We start from the raw sequence: 15,080 nt of genomic DNA on the forward strand, positions 1-15,080 counted from the left end.
AGCGTTCGAGGGCGTCAGGCGAGGGAGCGGGCGGCGTCGTGGATCGCCGCGCGAATGCGCTGGTAGGTGCCGCAGCGGCAGACGTTGCCGTCCATGGCGCCGTCGATGTCGGAGTCGGTCGGTCTGGGCGTCGAGGACAGCAGGCCGATCGCCGACATGATCTGGCCGGACTGGCAATAGCCGCATTGGACGACGTCCAAACCGCGCCATGCGGTTTTGACCGCATCAGCGACTCGGCCCGAAACCCCCTCGATGGTCGTCACCGAGGCAGTGCCGACATCCCCGATCCGGGTTTGGCAGGAGCGTACCGGCTGGCCGTCAAGATGGATCGTGCAAGCGCCGCATTGGGCGATGCCGCATCCATATTTGGTTCCAGTCTTGTCGAGATGGTCGCGCAGGACCCAGAGCAGTGGCGTGTCTGGGTCGGCGTCGACCTCGTGCGTCACGCCGTTCACGGTCAACTTCGCCATGCCGCGCCTCCCGGAATACGAATCCTGACTCTACGCTAAACGCCGACCCGGCGTGCCCATGTGCGGCGGCGCACATGGGTTTGTACCTATGTAAACAGGCCACGGGCCGGAGATTGCGCGGGTTTTGAGGAAAACCGCACCGGAATTCATAGGTCGTTCTTAACACATCGCGAGCAGGTTGAAGGGTGTCTTGGGGCGTCGTCGATCGAATGCCCTTGCGACCCTTCTCTCCTCGAATTTCAAGCCGGTGATGACCGATCTGACGGCGGAGATGGTGCAACGCGGGCGAGGCCCATCCTCGCAAGATTCAGCGCGGCGCCGTGAGATCGCGCGCGAGATCCGCTCGGCACGCGATCGGCTGACCTCGACGAGCGGCCTCGAGCGCGCCTTCGACTACGAGCTGATCAAGATCTACGCGCAGTACCGGGCTGGAGCAGGCCTTCCGCAGGCTCTCCTCGCCACGGCCGTCGCCTTTGCCGCGGCCTTCTGGGTGCCTCTCAGCTTCGCGTTGCCCTGGGCCATCGGCCTTGTGGCCTCGGTCGCCCTGACGATGTCGCTGACTCGGCGCTTCCTGTCCCTTCCCCCGAGCGACGTTTCGGTGAAGCGCTGGCGGAGGGCCTTCGTCGCCACCGAGTTCATTCAGAGCACGTCCTGGGCCTTGATGATCCTCGTGGGCGCCAGCGCGGCGCAGACCTTCATCCTGTTCGGTCTCGTGATCGTGGCCGCGGTGGCGACGATGCTGGCCGCCACCCTGCCCGCGGCGGCGGCGGCGGCACTTGTGCCGCTGATGATGGCGGCGTTGGCACTCCTCGCCCAATCCCACGACATGGATACGATGGTCCTGGTGGTGATGGCGATCGGCACCCAGGTCTTCTTTCTCGCCCTTGGCCGCCGCGCCTACGCCTCCACCGTGGAAGCCCTGCAATCCCAAGCCGAGAAGGACGCCATCTTCGGCGAGCTCGAACAGGCCAAGGCCAATTCCGACGAGGCGAGGCGTCGGGCGGAGGAGGCGAACCTCGCCAAATCCCGCTTCCTCGCCACCATGAGCCACGAGCTGCGCACGCCCCTCAACGCGATCCTCGGGTTCTCCGAGGTCATGAAGAACGAAGTTTTCGGTCCACACGCGGCTCCGTCCTACGGCGAATACGCCAACGACATCCACGAGAGCGGCCTGCACCTGCTCAACCTCATCAACGAGATCCTCGACCTCTCGCGCATCGAGGCCGGGCGCTACGAGCTGAACGAGGAGGCCGTGGAGCTTGCGCAGGCGGTGGAGGAGTCACGCCACATGGTCGGCCTGCGGGCGCGCAGCAAAGGTCAGGTGTTCCGCGAGTTCGTCGACGAGACCCTGCCGCGCGTCTGGGCCGACGAGCGGGCTCTGCGCCAGATCGTGCTCAACCTGTTGTCGAACGCGGTGAAGTTCACCCCACCGGGCGGCGAGATCATCATCAAGGTCGGCTGGACCGGCTCGGGTGGACAATATGTGAGCGTGAAGGATTCCGGCCCGGGCATTCCAGAGGACGAGATCGGCACCGTGATGTCGTCCTTCGGACGCGGATCACTGGCGATCAAGACCGCCGAACAGGGTTCCGGTCTCGGGCTACCCATCGTCAAGGGCCTCGTCGACTTGCACGGTGGCACGTTCCAGCTCTCGTCGCGCCCACGCGAGGGCACCGAGGTGGTCGTCACTTTCCCGGCGAGCCGGGTCATGGACACCCTGGCGGCGGTGGATCTCAATGGCGAGGAGAAGGAAGCAGCGCCGATCAAGCGGTCGAAGGCAGCCTGAGGCGAATCTAAGATTCGCTACGCTCCGACACCCCCGCCTGAGCGAAGGTCGCCATGTCCCGATGGCAGGCCAGTGCGCCCTTGAGCAGGCCAAGCGCCATCGCGGCGCCGGACCCTTCCCCGAGCCGCATCCCTAGGACGAGCAAGGGCACGAGCCCCAATCGTTCCAGCACCTCGGCGTGTGCGCCTTCCGCGGAGACGTGGCCGGCGAGGCAATGGTCTAGGGCGCTCGGGTCGAGGGCGTGGAGCACCGCCGCGGCCGCCGTCGCCACGTATCCGTCGAGGACCACGGGCACCCTCTGCAGCCGCGCCGCCAGGATCGCTCCGGCCATCGCGGCGATCTCCCGGCCGCCGAGACGGGAGAGAACCTCCAGCGGGTCGTCGAGATGACCGGCGTGGTGGGCGAGCGCCTCCCTCACCGCCTCCACCTTGCGGGCGATCCCGGCCTCGTCGACGCCTGTGCCGCGCCCGACCCAATGCGAAGGATCGCCGCCGAAGAGGGCCGCGTAGATCGCCGCCGCGATGGTGGTGTTGCCGATCCCCATCTCGCCAAGCGCCAGGCAATCTGTACCGGCCGCCACGGCCTCCATCCCGAAGGCCATTGTGGCGACGCAGTCCTTTTCGGAGAAGGCAGGCCCGACGCAGATGTCACCGGTCGGCAGGTCGATGGCGAGGTCGAAGACCTTGAAGCCGAGGCCGTAGGCGGCGCAGATCTGGTTGATCGCTCCGCCGCCGGCGGCGAAGTTGTCGAGCATCTGGCGGTTGACCTCGGCCGGATAGGCCGAGACGCCGCGGGCGGTGACGCCATGGCTGCCGGCGAAGACGCAGACGAGCGGCCGGTCGAGGCTCGGGCTGCCCTTTCCCTGCCAGGCGCCGAGCCATTCGACGAGCTGTTCCATGCGCCCGAGGGCGCCCGCCGGCTTCGTCAGCATCGCGTCGCGCTCGCAGATCATTCCGATCGCCTCCCGGTCGGGGCCGGGCATCGTGGCGATCAGCCGGCGGATATCCGCGAAGGGGCCACCGTCGGAGGCCGAATTATCCGCTGTCATGACGTCATCCGTGCGAGGCGCGGGATGGAAAGGCGCGCTACCGGGCGGCTATAACTCCCGCGAATGGGTCGGTGAAGGCGAAGGTGATGGCCGAGGATGCGCAGGACGTCGCGGAGCCGGCCTTTCCCGGGGCGCGGGCGGCTTACGACCTCGCCGCTTGCCTGCGCTTCTACAGCCGCCTGCCCGTGCCGCGACTGCCCGGCGAAGGCGACCCGCATGGGCTCCCGGATTTCCGCACCGTGCCCAGGATGCTGCCGCTGGCGGGCCTGATCCTCGCGCTGCCCTCGGCCGCGATGTTCCTCCTCGCCCATGCACTCGGTCTCGGACCTTTCCTCGCCGCGACCCTGGCGATGACGATCGGCGCGCTCGTGACCGGCGCCCTGCACGAGGACGGGTTGGCCGACGTCGCCGACGGGTTCGGCGGCGGGACGACCCGAGAGCGGCGCCTCGACATCATGCGTGACAGCCGCATCGGTGCCTATGGCGGCGTCGCGCTCATGTTGTCGCTCGCCCTTCGCATCGGCGCGCTGGCGACGCTGACCGACCGCATCGGTGCTTATTCGGCGGTGGCGCTCCTGCTGGCCGCCACGATCTCTCGGGTCGCTGCCCTGGCACCGCTCGTCTTTCTCGATCCAGCGAGGATCGGCGGTGCGGGCGCCTCCGTCGGAAGACCGAGCCTGCGGACCTTGGGGTTTGCAACAGGGTTGGGAACTGCCCTTTCTCTTGTTGCCCTCCCTTTCGGCCTCCCCGTCGGAGGCGTGGCGCTCATGATCGGGTTCGCGGCGCTTGCCGCCTGGGGCGTCACGAACCTCGCGCGGCGCCAGATCGGCGGTCAGACAGGAGATGTCGTCGGTGCCTGCCAACAGGTCACAGAGATCGCGGCTCTCCTCGGACTTCTCGTCGCGATTCCGGCATGAGCTCGTCTACCCCTTGATCGCGACCGGCCGCACCGGCATGGAACGCGCGATGACACGTCTCGCCCCGAAACCAAGCAGCCCCTGCACCAAGCTCTGCATCCTCGACGAGCGACTCGGCCTCTGCGAGGGCTGCGGCCGGACCCGTGACGAAATCGCGCTCTGGGGTTCGATGCCCGAGGCGCAGCGCAGGGCGATCATGGCGACGCTGCCCGATCGCATGCGAGCCGCCCTACGGCAGCGCGTGACGCCATGATCTACCTCGCCTTGGGCCTCCTCGGCCTCGTCCTCGCCATCCTTGTCTTCAACGGCACCGAGAGCAGGATCGTCGGCATGGAGCCGGATCAGTTCGCCGGACTAGCCGCCACCGGCGCGCTCCTCGCCATGGTGATGGCCGGCTTCTGGGGTACGTTCCGCAGCCGCATGGGCGAGAGCCTGCGGGCCCTCGCCATATGGGCGCTGCTCGGCCTCGTCTGCATCGCTGCCTATTCCTACCGAGACGAAGCGCAAGAGATCGGCAACCGCATCCTCGGCGAGCTTCGCCCAGGCAGCGCCACCAGCGGGCCCGGCGGGACCGTCACCATCACGCGGCGCTCCGGTGGAGATTTCCAGGTCCGCGCAGCCGTCAACGGGACGACTCAGACATTCCTCTTCGACACGGGCGCCAGCTCGGTTGTTCTCACCGCCGAGAACGCCGCCGCCGTGGGGCTGACACCTAAGGATTCCGAGTACGCCGTCCGCGTCTCCACCGCCAATGGCGTCACCGTCGCCGCGCCGGTTTTTCTCGACAGCCTCGCGGTGGGAAACATCACCCTGAGACGTGTCTCCGCCCTCGTGAGCCGACCGGGCGCCCTCTCCGACAATCTTCTCGGCATGAGCTTCCTCAGCCGGCTGGCGTCATACGAAGTCCGCGGCGACAGACTGGTGCTGCGCGGCGCGCCCTAGAGAGGCGACACGTCAGGCCGCCGCGATTTCTGTCGGCGACAGGACCGTCTCAAATCGCGAGACCTGGGCGACGGCCTCGCGCAACGTGCCGAGATCGGCGTCGGCATTGGTACCGAAGGTCGAGAGATGGCGCCGATAGGCTCGGGCTCCGGGACGGCCGTTGAACAGGCCGAGCATGTGGCGAGTGAGCGTGTGGAGCCGAATGCCGCTCGCCAGTGCCTCGGCGACCCTCGGAGCGTAGGCTTCCACCGCCTCGAACGCATCGGCGACCGGTGCCGGCTCGCCGAACAGGACTGGATCGACGCCAAGCAGCACCGACGGATCGTTGTAGGCGGCCCGCCCCATCATGACGCCGTCGACCTCCGAGAGGTGGGTGAGCGAATCCGCGATGGTCGTGATGCCGCCGTTCACGGAGATCACGAGTTCGGGCCGAGCCCGCTTCAGGGCGGCGACGCGGCCGTAATCGAGGGGCGGGATGTCGCGGTTCTCCTTCGGCGACAGGCCCTGGAGCCAGGCCTTGCGCGCATGCACGATGAGGGCGTCGACGCCCGCCGCGACCACCGTTTCCGAGAGGTCGTCGAGGGCCTGCCCGACATCCTGATCGTCGACGCCGATTCGGCACTTTACGGTTACGGGCACCCTGACCGACGCCTTCATGGCGGCGACGCACTCGCCGACGAGGGCAGGCTCGCGCATCAGGCATGCGCCGAAGCGGCCGTCCTGCACGCGGTCCGACGGGCATCCCACATTGAGGTTGATTTCGTCGTAGCCGAACTCTTCGGCGATCCGCGCCGACGCCGCGAGGTCGACAGGGTTCGAGCCGCCGAGCTGGACCGCAACCGGATGTTCGACAGCCGAGAATCCGAGCAGCCGCTCACGCGGGCCGTGCAGCACGGCGCCGGTGGTGACCATCTCGGTATAGAGCCGTGCGCGCCGCGACAGGGTGCGATGGAAGGCCCGGCAATACCGGTCCGTCCAGTCCATCATCGGGGCGACCGAGAAGCGCAGATCGCTGGTCATCATCGGGCGGAGATAAAGGCGACCGGCCGCCGCTTCAATCGCGACCGAGGCTCAGTGGTCGTGCTTGCAGTTGGGGCCGTGGACATGGCCGTGATCGTGGTGGTCATGGGTGTGATGCTCATGCCCGTGGTGATCATGCCCGTGTTGGTCACGCTCATGATGAGCGTGGGCCTCATGCGCGTGATCATGCCCATGCTCGTGATGATCATGGCCGCAGGTGCTGTGGTCGTGGGCGGCGCGCTCGGGCTTGAAGGCGCGGGAGACCGGCCTCGCGGTACAGCCCTGGCCGCGGACCAGTTCCGCAACGGAGGCCTCGGCCGGTACGTAGAGCGCATCGGGCCCGATCTCGGCCGCGACGTGATTGCCGCCGAGCTGCCAGGCGAGGCGCAGGAGACGGGTCGGGTTCTCGGCCTGCACCTCCAGCAACTGCTCGACAGCGGCCTTCACGGTGACGAGGCGACCGTCTTCGAGGCGCAGGGCGTCGCCGTCCTCAAGGCCGCTGTTCTTCTGAAGGGCGAGGGTGATTCCGATGCCGCCCTCGGCGATAAGGTTGGCTTCCGTCGCCTGGCGTGCTGCATGATCGAGGGTCACGGTATCGACCACCGCATCCGGACGAACGGCGGGCTTGCGGACGATGGTGGTGGCGCGCAGCATGATGTCCTCGACGCAGGTCCAGACGTGTGATCCGGCAGCCTCTCTAAAGGGTTTTTCGCGGCGACGGAAAGCGGAGGCGGAACCTAAGCCGTTCGGGGTGCATTCATGAGCTTGAACGGTTAAGCTCACTCCGCACGACTACGATCCATCCGTCGACCCCGACCAAGACCGGTGCAAAGCCGGACCTCATCGGATGCACAAGGGAGATCTGCGATCATGAAGAAGCTCGTCGCCACGGTTCTTGCCGGCGCCCTCGCCCTCTCGCTCGGCGCCTGCAACACGCCCGAAGACCGCGCCCTCGGTGGTGCCGGCCTCGGCGCCCTGGCGGGTGCCGCCATCGGGGGTGCTGCCACCGGCCGCGCCGGCGGTGCCCTCGCCGGTGCGGCGATCGGCGGCGCCAGCGGTGCCGTCATCGGAGCCACCACCGCCCCGCGCTGCCCCTACGGCACCTATCGCGACGCCTACGGCGACATCTACTGCCGCTGAGACGACCAGGACGCGCGTCCGGCTTCAAGCCGAAAGAGACAAGGGTCGGACTTCGGTCCGGCCCTTCTTTGCGTCGAAACCGGTGCTTTGGCACATGCGGCGCCCGGCCGGTCCGGTATAAGGCGCCGGTCTCCTTTCGATGCCGACGAGATGACGTTGCCTGAGCTGCCCTTTACTCCTCCTTCGCCGCAAGCCGCCCGATCGATCGGTGATCGCCGATGAGCAGCGGCGTCTGGGGCAAGCTCGGCGGCGCCGGGTTCGGGCTCGCCATCGGTGGACCGCTCGGCGGCCTCATCGGGTTGGCGGCAGGGCATTTCCTCGTCGATAGGGAGGGTGCGGTCTTCGGACCGACGCCGCGCGATGTCGTCTTCACCACCGGCCTCGTAGCGCTCGCCGCCAAGATGGCGAAGTCAGACGGGGTCGTGACGCAATCCGAGGTCGAGGCCTTCGGCAAGGTGGTGACCGTCGACGACGAGGCCCGGCCGGGGGTCGAGCGCCTGTTCGACCTCGCCAAGGGCACGACGAGCGGCTTCGAGGCCTATGCGCGGCAGTTGGCCGGCATGTTCTACGACGAGCCGACCCTTCTCGAGGACGTCCTCGACGGCCTCTTTCATATCGCCAAGGCCGATGGGGCGATCCACGAGGCCGAAGAGCAGTACCTGCGCTCCGTCGCCGCCATCTTCGGCTATGACGAGACCGCTTTCAGGCGGATCGAGGCGCGACACGTGCGCATCTCGGACGATCCCTACTTCCTGCTCGGCGTCGAGCCGGGCGTGGAAGATGCCGAGGTCAAGGCAGCCTATCGCAGGCTGGTGATGGAAAGCCACCCCGACCGCGCCATCGCCCGCGGCTTGCCCGCGGAGGCGGTGGCGATCACGACGCAGCGGCTCGCCGCCATCAACGCCGCCTACGATCGCATCGCCGCCGAGCGAGGCCTGACGTGAAGGCGGTCCCCGAGAGCCCCGTCGCCACCAGCGTCGTCCCCTCCCCCAATCACGGCGAACGGGTCGGCTGCCGGCCGACCATGCTGATCCTGCACTATACCGGCATGGATTCGGCGGCCTCCGCGATCCAGCGCCTCGCCAATCCTCTCGCCGAGGTCTCGGCCCATTACGTGGTCCTGGAGGACGGGCGCGTGATGCAGATGGTGCCGGAGGGCCGCCGGGCTTGGCATGCCGGCCGCGCCGCCTGGGGATCTGAGCGCGACATCAACTCGCGCTCGCTCGGGATCGAGATCGTCAATCCCGGCCATGAGGGCGGGCTGCCGCCCTATCCCGACGTGCAGATCGACGCTGTCATCGCTCTCTGCCGCGATCTTTGCACCCGCTGGTCGATCCGACCCGCGTTCGTCCTCGCCCACTCGGATATCGCGCCTGACCGCAAGGACGATCCGGGCGAGCATTTTCCCTGGGACAGGCTCGCCCGCGAAGGGATCGGCCACCACGTTCCCTCAGCGCCGATCCGCGACGGGCGCTTCTTCTCGGAAGGCGATGCCGGCCAGCCGATCGAGGCGTTGCAGGCGATGTTCGCGCTCTACGGTTACGACTTGGCCGTGACTGGCACCTTCGATGCGCGGACACGCGAGGTGGTAACGGCATTCCAGCGCCATTTCCGGCAGGCCCGCGTCGACGGGATCGCCGACGCCTCCACCATCACGACCCTGCGCGACCTGATCGCCGCCCTGCCCCGCTGACGGACGCCGACATGCGATACTCCGGAACAAGACGATCGACGTCTTTCGCGGCAGGCCTTTGCCTCGTAGCTTCGGCATCTCAAGCCGTTGCGGCCCCCTCCTGCGTAGGGGATGGGAACCTCAAGCCCGATTCCCCGATCTCCGTAGCCACGGTGGCCGGACAGGGGCGCGTTCCCTTCGTCAAGGATGCGTCGCAGGATCCCGCCTGCCCGAGCACGGCCGCCGCGTGTCGCGAAGCGGCTTACCTCGTCTCGGGAAACGTCGTGGTCGTCGGAGCCGCGCTCGGTGATTATGCCTGCGCCACCTATGTCGGCGCGAAGGGAGCGACGCGCACGGGCTGGCTGCCGCAAAGCGCGCTTGCGGCCTCGACCGCGCCGGTCGGCCTCGATGATTGGGCCGGCACCTGGACGAACGATGCGGAAGCCTCGATCGTCATCAGGCGAAAAAGCGAGGTCGTGGCACTCGAAGGTTCCGCGACCTATGGGACGCTTGATCCAGATCGCGTCCGTAGGGGTGCGATCAATAGCGGCGAGTTCTCGGCCGATGTCAGGCCGAGAGGCGCGATGGTGGGCTTTACCCAAGGTGACAATGGTGCCCTCCCCTACGAGTCCGGCGACGAGTTCGCGTGCCGCGTCAGGATGAAGATCGCCCCGCCGTTCCTGATCGTCGAGGACAACGGGGCCTGCGGCGGCATGAATGTCAGCTTCACCGGCCTCTATCGCCGACGCTGAAGCCTTCCCTCATCGAAGCTAAGCCAGGGTCTAGGCTCTTCGGGCGTCCCGTATCCGCTTCGGACCGTCACGGATGCGGGCGGTGAGCACCACCCCGCTCGTCGTCAGCGAAGCCCTGGGCGGCACGTGGATGTCGCGTCGCGTGAACCAAACCCGGCTGCTGATGAAGGGTTGTCCTTGACAGGACGGTGCCCGGCACGGATCCGCATGGGCATGGACAAGACCATCGAGATCGCCGTCGTCGGAGGAGGCCCTGCCGGCCTCCATGCGGCCGAGGTGCTGGCCGAGGCCGGCCATTCCGTCACGGTCTACGACCGGATGCCCTCGGTCGGCCGCAAGTTCCTGATCGCCGGGCGGGGCGGGCTCAATCTCACCCATAGCGAGCCGATGGCCGACTTCCTCGGCCGCTACCGGCCCGTGGACGATGGGCTCGACAAGGCGATCGCGGTCTTCCCGCCGCAAGCCCTGCGCGACTGGTGCCACGGGCTCGGCCAGCCGACCTTCGTCGGGTCGAGCGGCAGGGTCTTTCCCGAGAGCTTCAAGGCCTCGCCGCTGCTACGGGCCTGGCTCGCAAGGCTCGGCACCCTCGGCGTGCGTATCGTGACACGGCATCGCTTCGTCGGCTGGTCGGAGGATGGCGGCCTCGTCTTCGAAACCCCGGAGGGCCCGGTGAGGCGGCTGCCAGGACCGAGCGTTCTTGCGCTCGGAGGAGCGAGCTGGCCGCGGCTCGGCTCGGACGGCGCCTGGGTCACGCATCTCCAGGATGCGGGCGTCGCCGTCGCCGCGTTGCGGCCGGCCAATGTGGGTTTCTCCGTCGCGTGGTCGGCCCATTTGCGCGAACGCTTCGCCGGCACGCCCCTGAAACGCATCGCCCTCGCTTTCGAGGGAACGGTGGTGCGCGGCGAGGCGATCCTGACCGAGGATGGCATCGAGGGCGGCGCCGTCTACGCCCTGTCGCGAAGCATTCGGGAGGCGGTCGGCAGGGATGGCGGAGCGACGATCCATCTCGACCTGCGGCCGGACCTGGCGGCGTCCTCCCTCACCCACCGTCTCGGTGATTCGAAGCCGGGACAGTCCCGCTCCACCACCCTTCGAAAAGCGGCAGGTCTCGCCCCTGTGGGGACAGCCCTGCTGCACGAGGCCGCTGGCCGCGTCCTGCCTCAAGGCGCCGAGGCGCTTGCCGCCCTGATCAAGGCCGTACCCCTAGGGCTTCACGCTCCTCGACCCATCGACAGGGCCATCTCGACGGCAGGAGGAATCGCCTTCTCGAACATCGATGAGCGCTTCATGTTGCGCGCCCTGCCCGGCACCTTCGTGGCGGGCGAGATGCTCGATTGGGAGGCTCCCACAGGCGGCTACCTGCTTCAGGGAGCCTTCGCCACGGGCCGCGCCGCCGCGCAGGGTCTTCTTGCTTGGGTCAACGAGGAGCGCGTCAGTCAAGCCTCATAGGCGGGCGCAGATGCCGACCATGCCCTGGCTGTCGGCAGGGCATGAGGCGCCCGGAACCCCTCCGTTCTGGATGAAGGTCGGGCTGCGCGCCTTGATGCAATAGGCCGAGACCAGGACTTCGGCGTTGTCGCAGGCGACCTCGCAGCCGCCGACCGGGCAGGTATCGAGCTTCAACACACGAAAGCCTCCAGCGGCCGAGGTCGTCACGGGAGCGGCCGAAGACACGCTCGCCGTCGATGTGCCGGCGACGCCCGCGACTCCCTGCGAACCCGCAGGTCCGGGCGCCCCCCTCGGGCCGGGCTCGCCGGGAGGCCCGGTCTCACCCTTGGGCCCTGCTTCACCCGTCTGTCCCACTTCCCCCCTGGGACCGGCCTCGCCTTTGAGGCCGATATCCCCCTTGGCTCCAGGCTCGCCCTTGGGCCCCGGTTCGCCCCTGGGCCCGGCCTCCCCCTTTTCTCCCGCCGGACCCGTCAGGCCGGCCAAGCCTTGGGGCCCTGCCGGACCCGTCTCGCCGATCGGGCCGCAATTGGCGATCACTGCCTCGCGCTCGTCCTCGCCCACCTTGAGCGTCGCGATGCAGGTCTCGGGGCGGTAGGGCAACCGGAAGCTGAATCGGCCGTTCTTATCCGAAATCACCGAGATGTCGTCGTCGAGCACAACGACGCTGCCGCCCTTGCGCACGATTCCCGAGATCTTGAGATCGCCCGCCTCGATCCTCGCATCCGAGATGGTGATCGGCAGGGCCGGTACCGGCGGCTTCTTCGGGCGCGGCTTAGGGGCTGGCGCCGGAGCATCCTGGGCGATGCCCTGGTTGTTGGGGGAGGCTTCGACCCCGGGCGAAGCTTGATTGTTCGGGGAGACCTGATTGTTCGGAGAGACCTGGATCGCCAGCTGAGCGAAGGCCGGGCTCGATCCCGTCAGGACCGCCAGGATCATGGCGACGCCGCGCAGACGCATGGATCTCATCCCCGAACGACCCGCGTCCCCCACGCGGCTTGGCCGACATTGGCGTCGCGCATCCGACAGGGTCAAGCCGTTCGCATCGGCCTCGGAGACGACGAGGTCCGAGTGTTGCGATTTCATCCACAGATCTCCACAGGCCAAGCCCCTGCGAACAGGGACGAAACCCCGACTCCCCTGATCCCCCCATCGGAGCAGGTTGAGAATGTTCCTGTTTTGTTCCTATCATGCCGCGACCCAGGCAGCCCCTGAACGAGATCGTGGATCAAGCTAGCGATGAGAAGGCCTCGCGGGACATCCCTGAAAGACGTTCAGGACGCCGAGGCCCTGATCGCTTTGCGCGACCTCGTGGGTTCGCCCCCACCGTTAATCGTACCGGCCTGCCTGCCCTTCGGCCTTCCCGAGATCGATGCGCGGCTTCCCCATGGCGGTCTCGCCCTCGGCAGCCTGCACGAGGTCGCGCCCGATTCCGACGCGGATGCCGCCGCCGCACTGGGCTTCACCCTGGCCCTGGTCGCGCGCCATCTCGCCCAGGCGGAAGGCGAGGCGGTCCTCGTCATGGGACGCGGGCATCCCACGCCCTACGGCCATGGACTCGTCGATCTCGGCCTCGATCCGGGGCGGCTCCTGCTGTTCGAGGTCGAGACCGATACGGAGGTCTATCAGGCGGTGGAGGAGAGCCTGCATGCGCAGGGGCTCAGGGCCGTGGCCGGGCTTGTCGATGCCGCCCTGCCGCTCAAGCAGAGCCGCCGCCTGCACCTCGCCGCCGGGGGGACAGGCCTGCTCCTCCTGATCCTGCGACCGGCTCAGGCGGTGGAGGCCAATGTGGCCGCCACCCGCTGGCGGATCGCCGGGGCTGCCGCCTCCCGCGACCGCTTCGGCTGCATCCTGAAACCGCGCTGGCGCGTCCATCTCGATCGCTGCCGCAACGGTCGCACCGGTCATTGGCTCTTGGAGTGGAATCATGCCGCGCATCGTTTCGGTCTGGCTGGAACATTGGCCGATCACGCGCCTGAGGCGAGCCAGGGGCGATGCGCCCTGGGCTGAAACGTCCGATTCCCCCACTGTGGTCGCCGCCCTCGGCCCCGGCGGCCTGCGCCTCACGGCGTTGGACGCCAACGCCCGCGCCATGGGCCTGCAGCCCGGCGAACCCCTGGCGCGGGCACGAGCCCGGATTGGAACCGGCATCGTCGTCCATCCCGCCGACAGGCCGGCAGATGCGGCGGCGCTGGAGAGGCTCTGCCTCTGGGCGATGCGCTATACCCCCGTCGTCGTGCCGTTCCGAGAGAGCGAGGGCGGCGATGGCTTCTTCCTCGACGTGTCTGGCTCCAGCCACCTCTTCGGCGGCGAGGAGGCCCTGGTATCGGATCTCGCCGGCAGGCTTTCGGCCAATGCCATTCCGGCCCGGATCGCCCTCGCAGACACCCCCGGCGCCGCCTTCGCCCTGGCCCGCCATTCCGGCCCGGGAAGCCCGCGGATCGTGGCGCCTGGCGCCGGCGCTGCGGCCCTGCGCGGCCTGCCTGTCATCGCCCTCCGCATCGACCCGGCCATCGCCGAGAGCCTGCGCAAGCTCGGCCTTCGCCGGATCGGCGCCCTGGCCGATGCCCCCCGCGCGCCCCTGGCCCGGCGTTTCGGCGAGGCGCTGCTCCTGAGGCTCGACCAGGCGCTCGGCCATCGGCCCGAACCCTTCGTGTCTTTAAGCGAGGCGCCCGCCTTCTCGGCCTCGCGGGGCTTCCTCGATCCGATCGGTCACCAAAACATCATCGTCGCCACGGTCAGGCACCTGATGGAGGAGCTGGCCCATAAGCTGGCCGCGGCCGGCCTCGGAGCGCGATGCTTGCGGCTGATCCTGCACCGGGTCGACGGCCATTCCAGCAGCCTCGATCTCGGCCTATCCGAGCCGACCCGCTGCGAATCGACGGTGGCACGCCTCCTCGATCTGCGCCTCGATCGACTCGGCCCAGCCCTCGATGCCGGGTTCGGCTTCGAGACCCTGCGCCTCGACGTCACCGCCATAGGCCTGCTGGCACCTGGGCAGGCAGCCCTCGCCATCGTGCCTGCTTTGGGAGCAAGCGGTCTCGGGCCCCTTGCCGACGCCTTGCGCCAGCGCATTGGGCGCCGCGCCATCCGCCTGGAGCCGCGAGCGAGCCACATTCCCGAACGCGCCGCCGCACAGACGCCTTGGCGCGTCGACGCGGTCACCTTGCACTGGCCTGGCGGAGGCGCCTACGCCAAGCCGCGCCGCCCCCTCGTGCTGCTGCGCCGGGGCGAGGCGGCCGAGGAGGTGATCGCCCTGGCGCCCGATGGTCCGCCCCAGCGCTTCCGCTGGCGCCGGCGCCTCCACCGTATCACCCATGCGGAGGGACCTGAGCGTATCGCGGGCGAATGGTGGCACGAGACCGCCCCCACCCGCGACTACTACCTGGTCGAGGATGAATCCGGCTGCCGGCTCTGGCTCTATCGCGAGGGAAACTACAGCGCCCCACCCGTCGGATGGTTCGTCCAGGGGCTGTTCGCGTGAGCGGACGGGTTCAGCCCCCTGCCCCGCCCTATGCCGAGCTCGCCGTCACAACGAACTTCTCGTTCCTGCGCGGTGCCTCCCATCCTCAGGAGATGGTGGCGCAGGCGGCCGAGTTCGGGCTTCGGGCCATCGGCATCGCCGATCGCAATACGCTCGCAGGCGTGGTTCGCGGCTATGGCGAGACCAAGCGACGCGTGAAGGCTGGGAATCCCTCGATCGCCTATCTCGCCGGCGTGCGCCTCGTGACGCGCGAAGGGTTCGAGGCGGTGACCTACCCTATGGACCGCGACGCCTATGGCCGCCTCTGCCGCCTTTTGACCAACGGCAACCGCCGTTCGCGCAAAGGCCAGTGCGATTTCGGTGTTTCGGAACTCCTCGATGCGAGCCCCGGCCAGATCTTCAT

General features: G+C 68.3%; 17 protein-coding genes. 12 read left to right on the forward strand and 5 right to left on the reverse strand.

The window, feature by feature from the left end:
- Positions 1-14 precede the first annotated feature (14 nt).
- Positions 15-470, reverse strand: coding sequence for a (2Fe-2S)-binding protein (locus K2Y56_RS03135; protein WP_292504918.1), 456 nt, complete (start codon positions 468-470; stop codon positions 15-17).
- Between the two features lie 250 nt (positions 471-720).
- Here K2Y56_RS03135 and K2Y56_RS03140 point away from each other — a divergent pair, with 250 nt between their 5' ends.
- Entirely contained in the window at positions 721-2,256 is a 1,536-nt protein-coding gene (locus K2Y56_RS03140) for a HAMP domain-containing sensor histidine kinase (protein ID WP_292504919.1), read from the forward strand.
- Between the two features lie 7 nt (positions 2,257-2,263).
- Here the strand turns inward: K2Y56_RS03140 and cobT are convergent, their stop codons facing one another.
- Positions 2,264-3,304 (reverse strand): nicotinate-nucleotide--dimethylbenzimidazole phosphoribosyltransferase, encoded by a 1,041-nt coding sequence (cobT, locus tag K2Y56_RS03145; RefSeq protein ID WP_292504922.1) that lies wholly within the window; start codon positions 3,302-3,304, stop codon positions 2,264-2,266.
- An 86-nt stretch (positions 3,305-3,390) separates the two neighbouring features.
- On the opposite strand from cobT, the gene cobS reads away from it, so the two are divergent.
- From cobS to K2Y56_RS03160, 3 genes are read left to right on the forward strand one after another with little or no spacing between them, the layout of a single operon-like run.
- Entirely contained in the window at positions 3,391-4,221 is an 831-nt protein-coding gene (gene cobS / locus K2Y56_RS03150) for an adenosylcobinamide-GDP ribazoletransferase (protein ID WP_292504923.1), read from the forward strand.
- A 49-nt stretch (positions 4,222-4,270) separates the two neighbouring features.
- The gene (locus K2Y56_RS03155) at positions 4,271-4,474 is read left to right on the forward strand and encodes a DUF1289 domain-containing protein (protein WP_292504925.1); all 204 of its coding nucleotides are present in this window, start codon (positions 4,271-4,273) and stop codon (positions 4,472-4,474) included.
- Complete coding sequence (locus K2Y56_RS03160) at positions 4,471-5,163, forward strand: TIGR02281 family clan AA aspartic protease (protein ID WP_292504928.1); 693 nt, start codon at positions 4,471-4,473, stop codon at positions 5,161-5,163. Before K2Y56_RS03155 ends, K2Y56_RS03160 begins: the two co-directional genes overlap by 4 nt.
- Before the next feature lie 12 nt (positions 5,164-5,175).
- On the opposite strand, the gene dusA is transcribed toward K2Y56_RS03160, so the two are convergent.
- Positions 5,176-6,186 (reverse strand): tRNA dihydrouridine(20/20a) synthase DusA, encoded by a 1,011-nt coding sequence (gene dusA / locus K2Y56_RS03165; protein ID WP_292504929.1) that lies wholly within the window; start codon positions 6,184-6,186, stop codon positions 5,176-5,178.
- A gap of 48 nt (positions 6,187-6,234) precedes the next feature.
- The gene (locus tag K2Y56_RS03170) at positions 6,235-6,837 is read right to left on the reverse strand and encodes an urease accessory protein UreE (protein WP_292504930.1); all 603 of its coding nucleotides are present in this window, start codon (positions 6,835-6,837) and stop codon (positions 6,235-6,237) included.
- A 216-nt stretch (positions 6,838-7,053) separates the two neighbouring features.
- Between K2Y56_RS03170 and K2Y56_RS03175 the strand changes: the two genes are divergently transcribed.
- The 5 genes from K2Y56_RS03175 (at position 7,054) to K2Y56_RS03195 (ending at position 11,196) form a co-directional block, all read left to right on the forward strand.
- Positions 7,054-7,323, forward strand: coding sequence for a hypothetical protein (locus tag K2Y56_RS03175; protein WP_292504933.1), 270 nt, complete (start codon positions 7,054-7,056; stop codon positions 7,321-7,323).
- A 218-nt stretch (positions 7,324-7,541) separates the two neighbouring features.
- On the forward strand, positions 7,542-8,267 hold the full coding sequence (locus K2Y56_RS03180) for a DnaJ family molecular chaperone (RefSeq protein ID WP_292504936.1): 726 nt from the start codon (positions 7,542-7,544) through the stop codon (positions 8,265-8,267).
- The gene (locus K2Y56_RS03185) at positions 8,264-9,016 is read left to right on the forward strand and encodes an N-acetylmuramoyl-L-alanine amidase (RefSeq protein WP_292504939.1); all 753 of its coding nucleotides are present in this window, start codon (positions 8,264-8,266) and stop codon (positions 9,014-9,016) included. Before K2Y56_RS03180 ends, K2Y56_RS03185 begins: the two co-directional genes overlap by 4 nt.
- A gap of 152 nt (positions 9,017-9,168) precedes the next feature.
- Entirely contained in the window at positions 9,169-9,747 is a 579-nt protein-coding gene (locus K2Y56_RS03190) for a hypothetical protein (protein ID WP_292504940.1), read from the forward strand.
- 213 nt (positions 9,748-9,960) lie between these two features.
- Complete coding sequence (locus K2Y56_RS03195) at positions 9,961-11,196, forward strand: TIGR03862 family flavoprotein (protein ID WP_292504941.1); 1,236 nt, start codon at positions 9,961-9,963, stop codon at positions 11,194-11,196.
- On the opposite strand, the gene K2Y56_RS03200 is transcribed toward K2Y56_RS03195, so the two are convergent.
- Complete coding sequence (locus K2Y56_RS03200; protein ID WP_292504944.1) at positions 11,191-12,279, reverse strand: collagen-like protein; 1,089 nt, start codon at positions 12,277-12,279, stop codon at positions 11,191-11,193. The two genes, K2Y56_RS03195 and K2Y56_RS03200, sit on opposite strands and share 6 nt — an antisense overlap.
- Positions 12,280-12,432: 153 nt before the next feature.
- Between K2Y56_RS03200 and K2Y56_RS03205 the strand changes: the two genes are divergently transcribed.
- From K2Y56_RS03205 to K2Y56_RS03215, 3 genes are all read left to right on the forward strand, one after another.
- Positions 12,433-13,203 (forward strand): ImuA protein, encoded by a 771-nt coding sequence (locus tag K2Y56_RS03205; RefSeq protein ID WP_292504946.1) that lies wholly within the window; start codon positions 12,433-12,435, stop codon positions 13,201-13,203.
- On the forward strand, positions 13,121-14,677 hold the full coding sequence (locus tag K2Y56_RS03210) for a DNA polymerase Y family protein (RefSeq protein ID WP_292504949.1): 1,557 nt from the start codon (positions 13,121-13,123) through the stop codon (positions 14,675-14,677). The genes K2Y56_RS03205 and K2Y56_RS03210 overlap by 83 nt, the downstream gene beginning before the upstream one ends.
- The coding region (locus K2Y56_RS03215) for a PHP domain-containing protein (RefSeq protein ID WP_292504952.1) at positions 14,650-15,080 on the forward strand (431 nt) is incomplete at its 3' end. The genes K2Y56_RS03210 and K2Y56_RS03215, both read left to right, overlap by 28 nt.

The organism is Methylobacterium sp. (assembly GCF_019745455.1).
Taxonomy (GTDB): Bacteria; Pseudomonadota; Alphaproteobacteria; order Rhizobiales; family Beijerinckiaceae; genus Methylobacterium.

Excerpts from the sequence above, each read along its gene's own strand:
- K2Y56_RS03135 (WP_292504918.1), bottom strand. The coding sequence starts at position 470 with ATGGCGAAGTTGACCGTGAACGGCGTGACGCACGAGGTCGACGCCGAC.
- K2Y56_RS03140 (WP_292504919.1), top strand. The coding sequence starts at position 721 with ATGACCGATCTGACGGCGGAGATGGTGCAACGCGGGCGAGGCCCATCC.
- cobT (WP_292504922.1), bottom strand. The coding sequence starts at position 3,304 with ATGACAGCGGATAATTCGGCCTCCGACGGTGGCCCCTTCGCGGATATC.
- cobS (WP_292504923.1), top strand. The coding sequence starts at position 3,391 with ATGGCCGAGGATGCGCAGGACGTCGCGGAGCCGGCCTTTCCCGGGGCG.
- K2Y56_RS03155 (WP_292504925.1), top strand. The coding sequence starts at position 4,271 with ATGACACGTCTCGCCCCGAAACCAAGCAGCCCCTGCACCAAGCTCTGC.
- K2Y56_RS03160 (WP_292504928.1), top strand. The coding sequence starts at position 4,471 with ATGATCTACCTCGCCTTGGGCCTCCTCGGCCTCGTCCTCGCCATCCTT.
- dusA (WP_292504929.1), bottom strand. The coding sequence starts at position 6,186 with ATGATGACCAGCGATCTGCGCTTCTCGGTCGCCCCGATGATGGACTGG.
- K2Y56_RS03170 (WP_292504930.1), bottom strand. The coding sequence starts at position 6,837 with ATGCTGCGCGCCACCACCATCGTCCGCAAGCCCGCCGTTCGTCCGGAT.
- K2Y56_RS03175 (WP_292504933.1), top strand. The coding sequence starts at position 7,054 with ATGAAGAAGCTCGTCGCCACGGTTCTTGCCGGCGCCCTCGCCCTCTCG.
- K2Y56_RS03180 (WP_292504936.1), top strand. The coding sequence starts at position 7,542 with ATGAGCAGCGGCGTCTGGGGCAAGCTCGGCGGCGCCGGGTTCGGGCTC.
- K2Y56_RS03195 (WP_292504941.1), top strand. The coding sequence starts at position 9,961 with ATGGACAAGACCATCGAGATCGCCGTCGTCGGAGGAGGCCCTGCCGGC.
- K2Y56_RS03200 (WP_292504944.1), bottom strand. The coding sequence starts at position 12,279 with ATGAAATCGCAACACTCGGACCTCGTCGTCTCCGAGGCCGATGCGAAC.
- K2Y56_RS03205 (WP_292504946.1), top strand. The coding sequence starts at position 12,433 with ATGAGAAGGCCTCGCGGGACATCCCTGAAAGACGTTCAGGACGCCGAG.
- K2Y56_RS03210 (WP_292504949.1), top strand. The coding sequence starts at position 13,121 with ATGCCGCGCATCGTTTCGGTCTGGCTGGAACATTGGCCGATCACGCGC.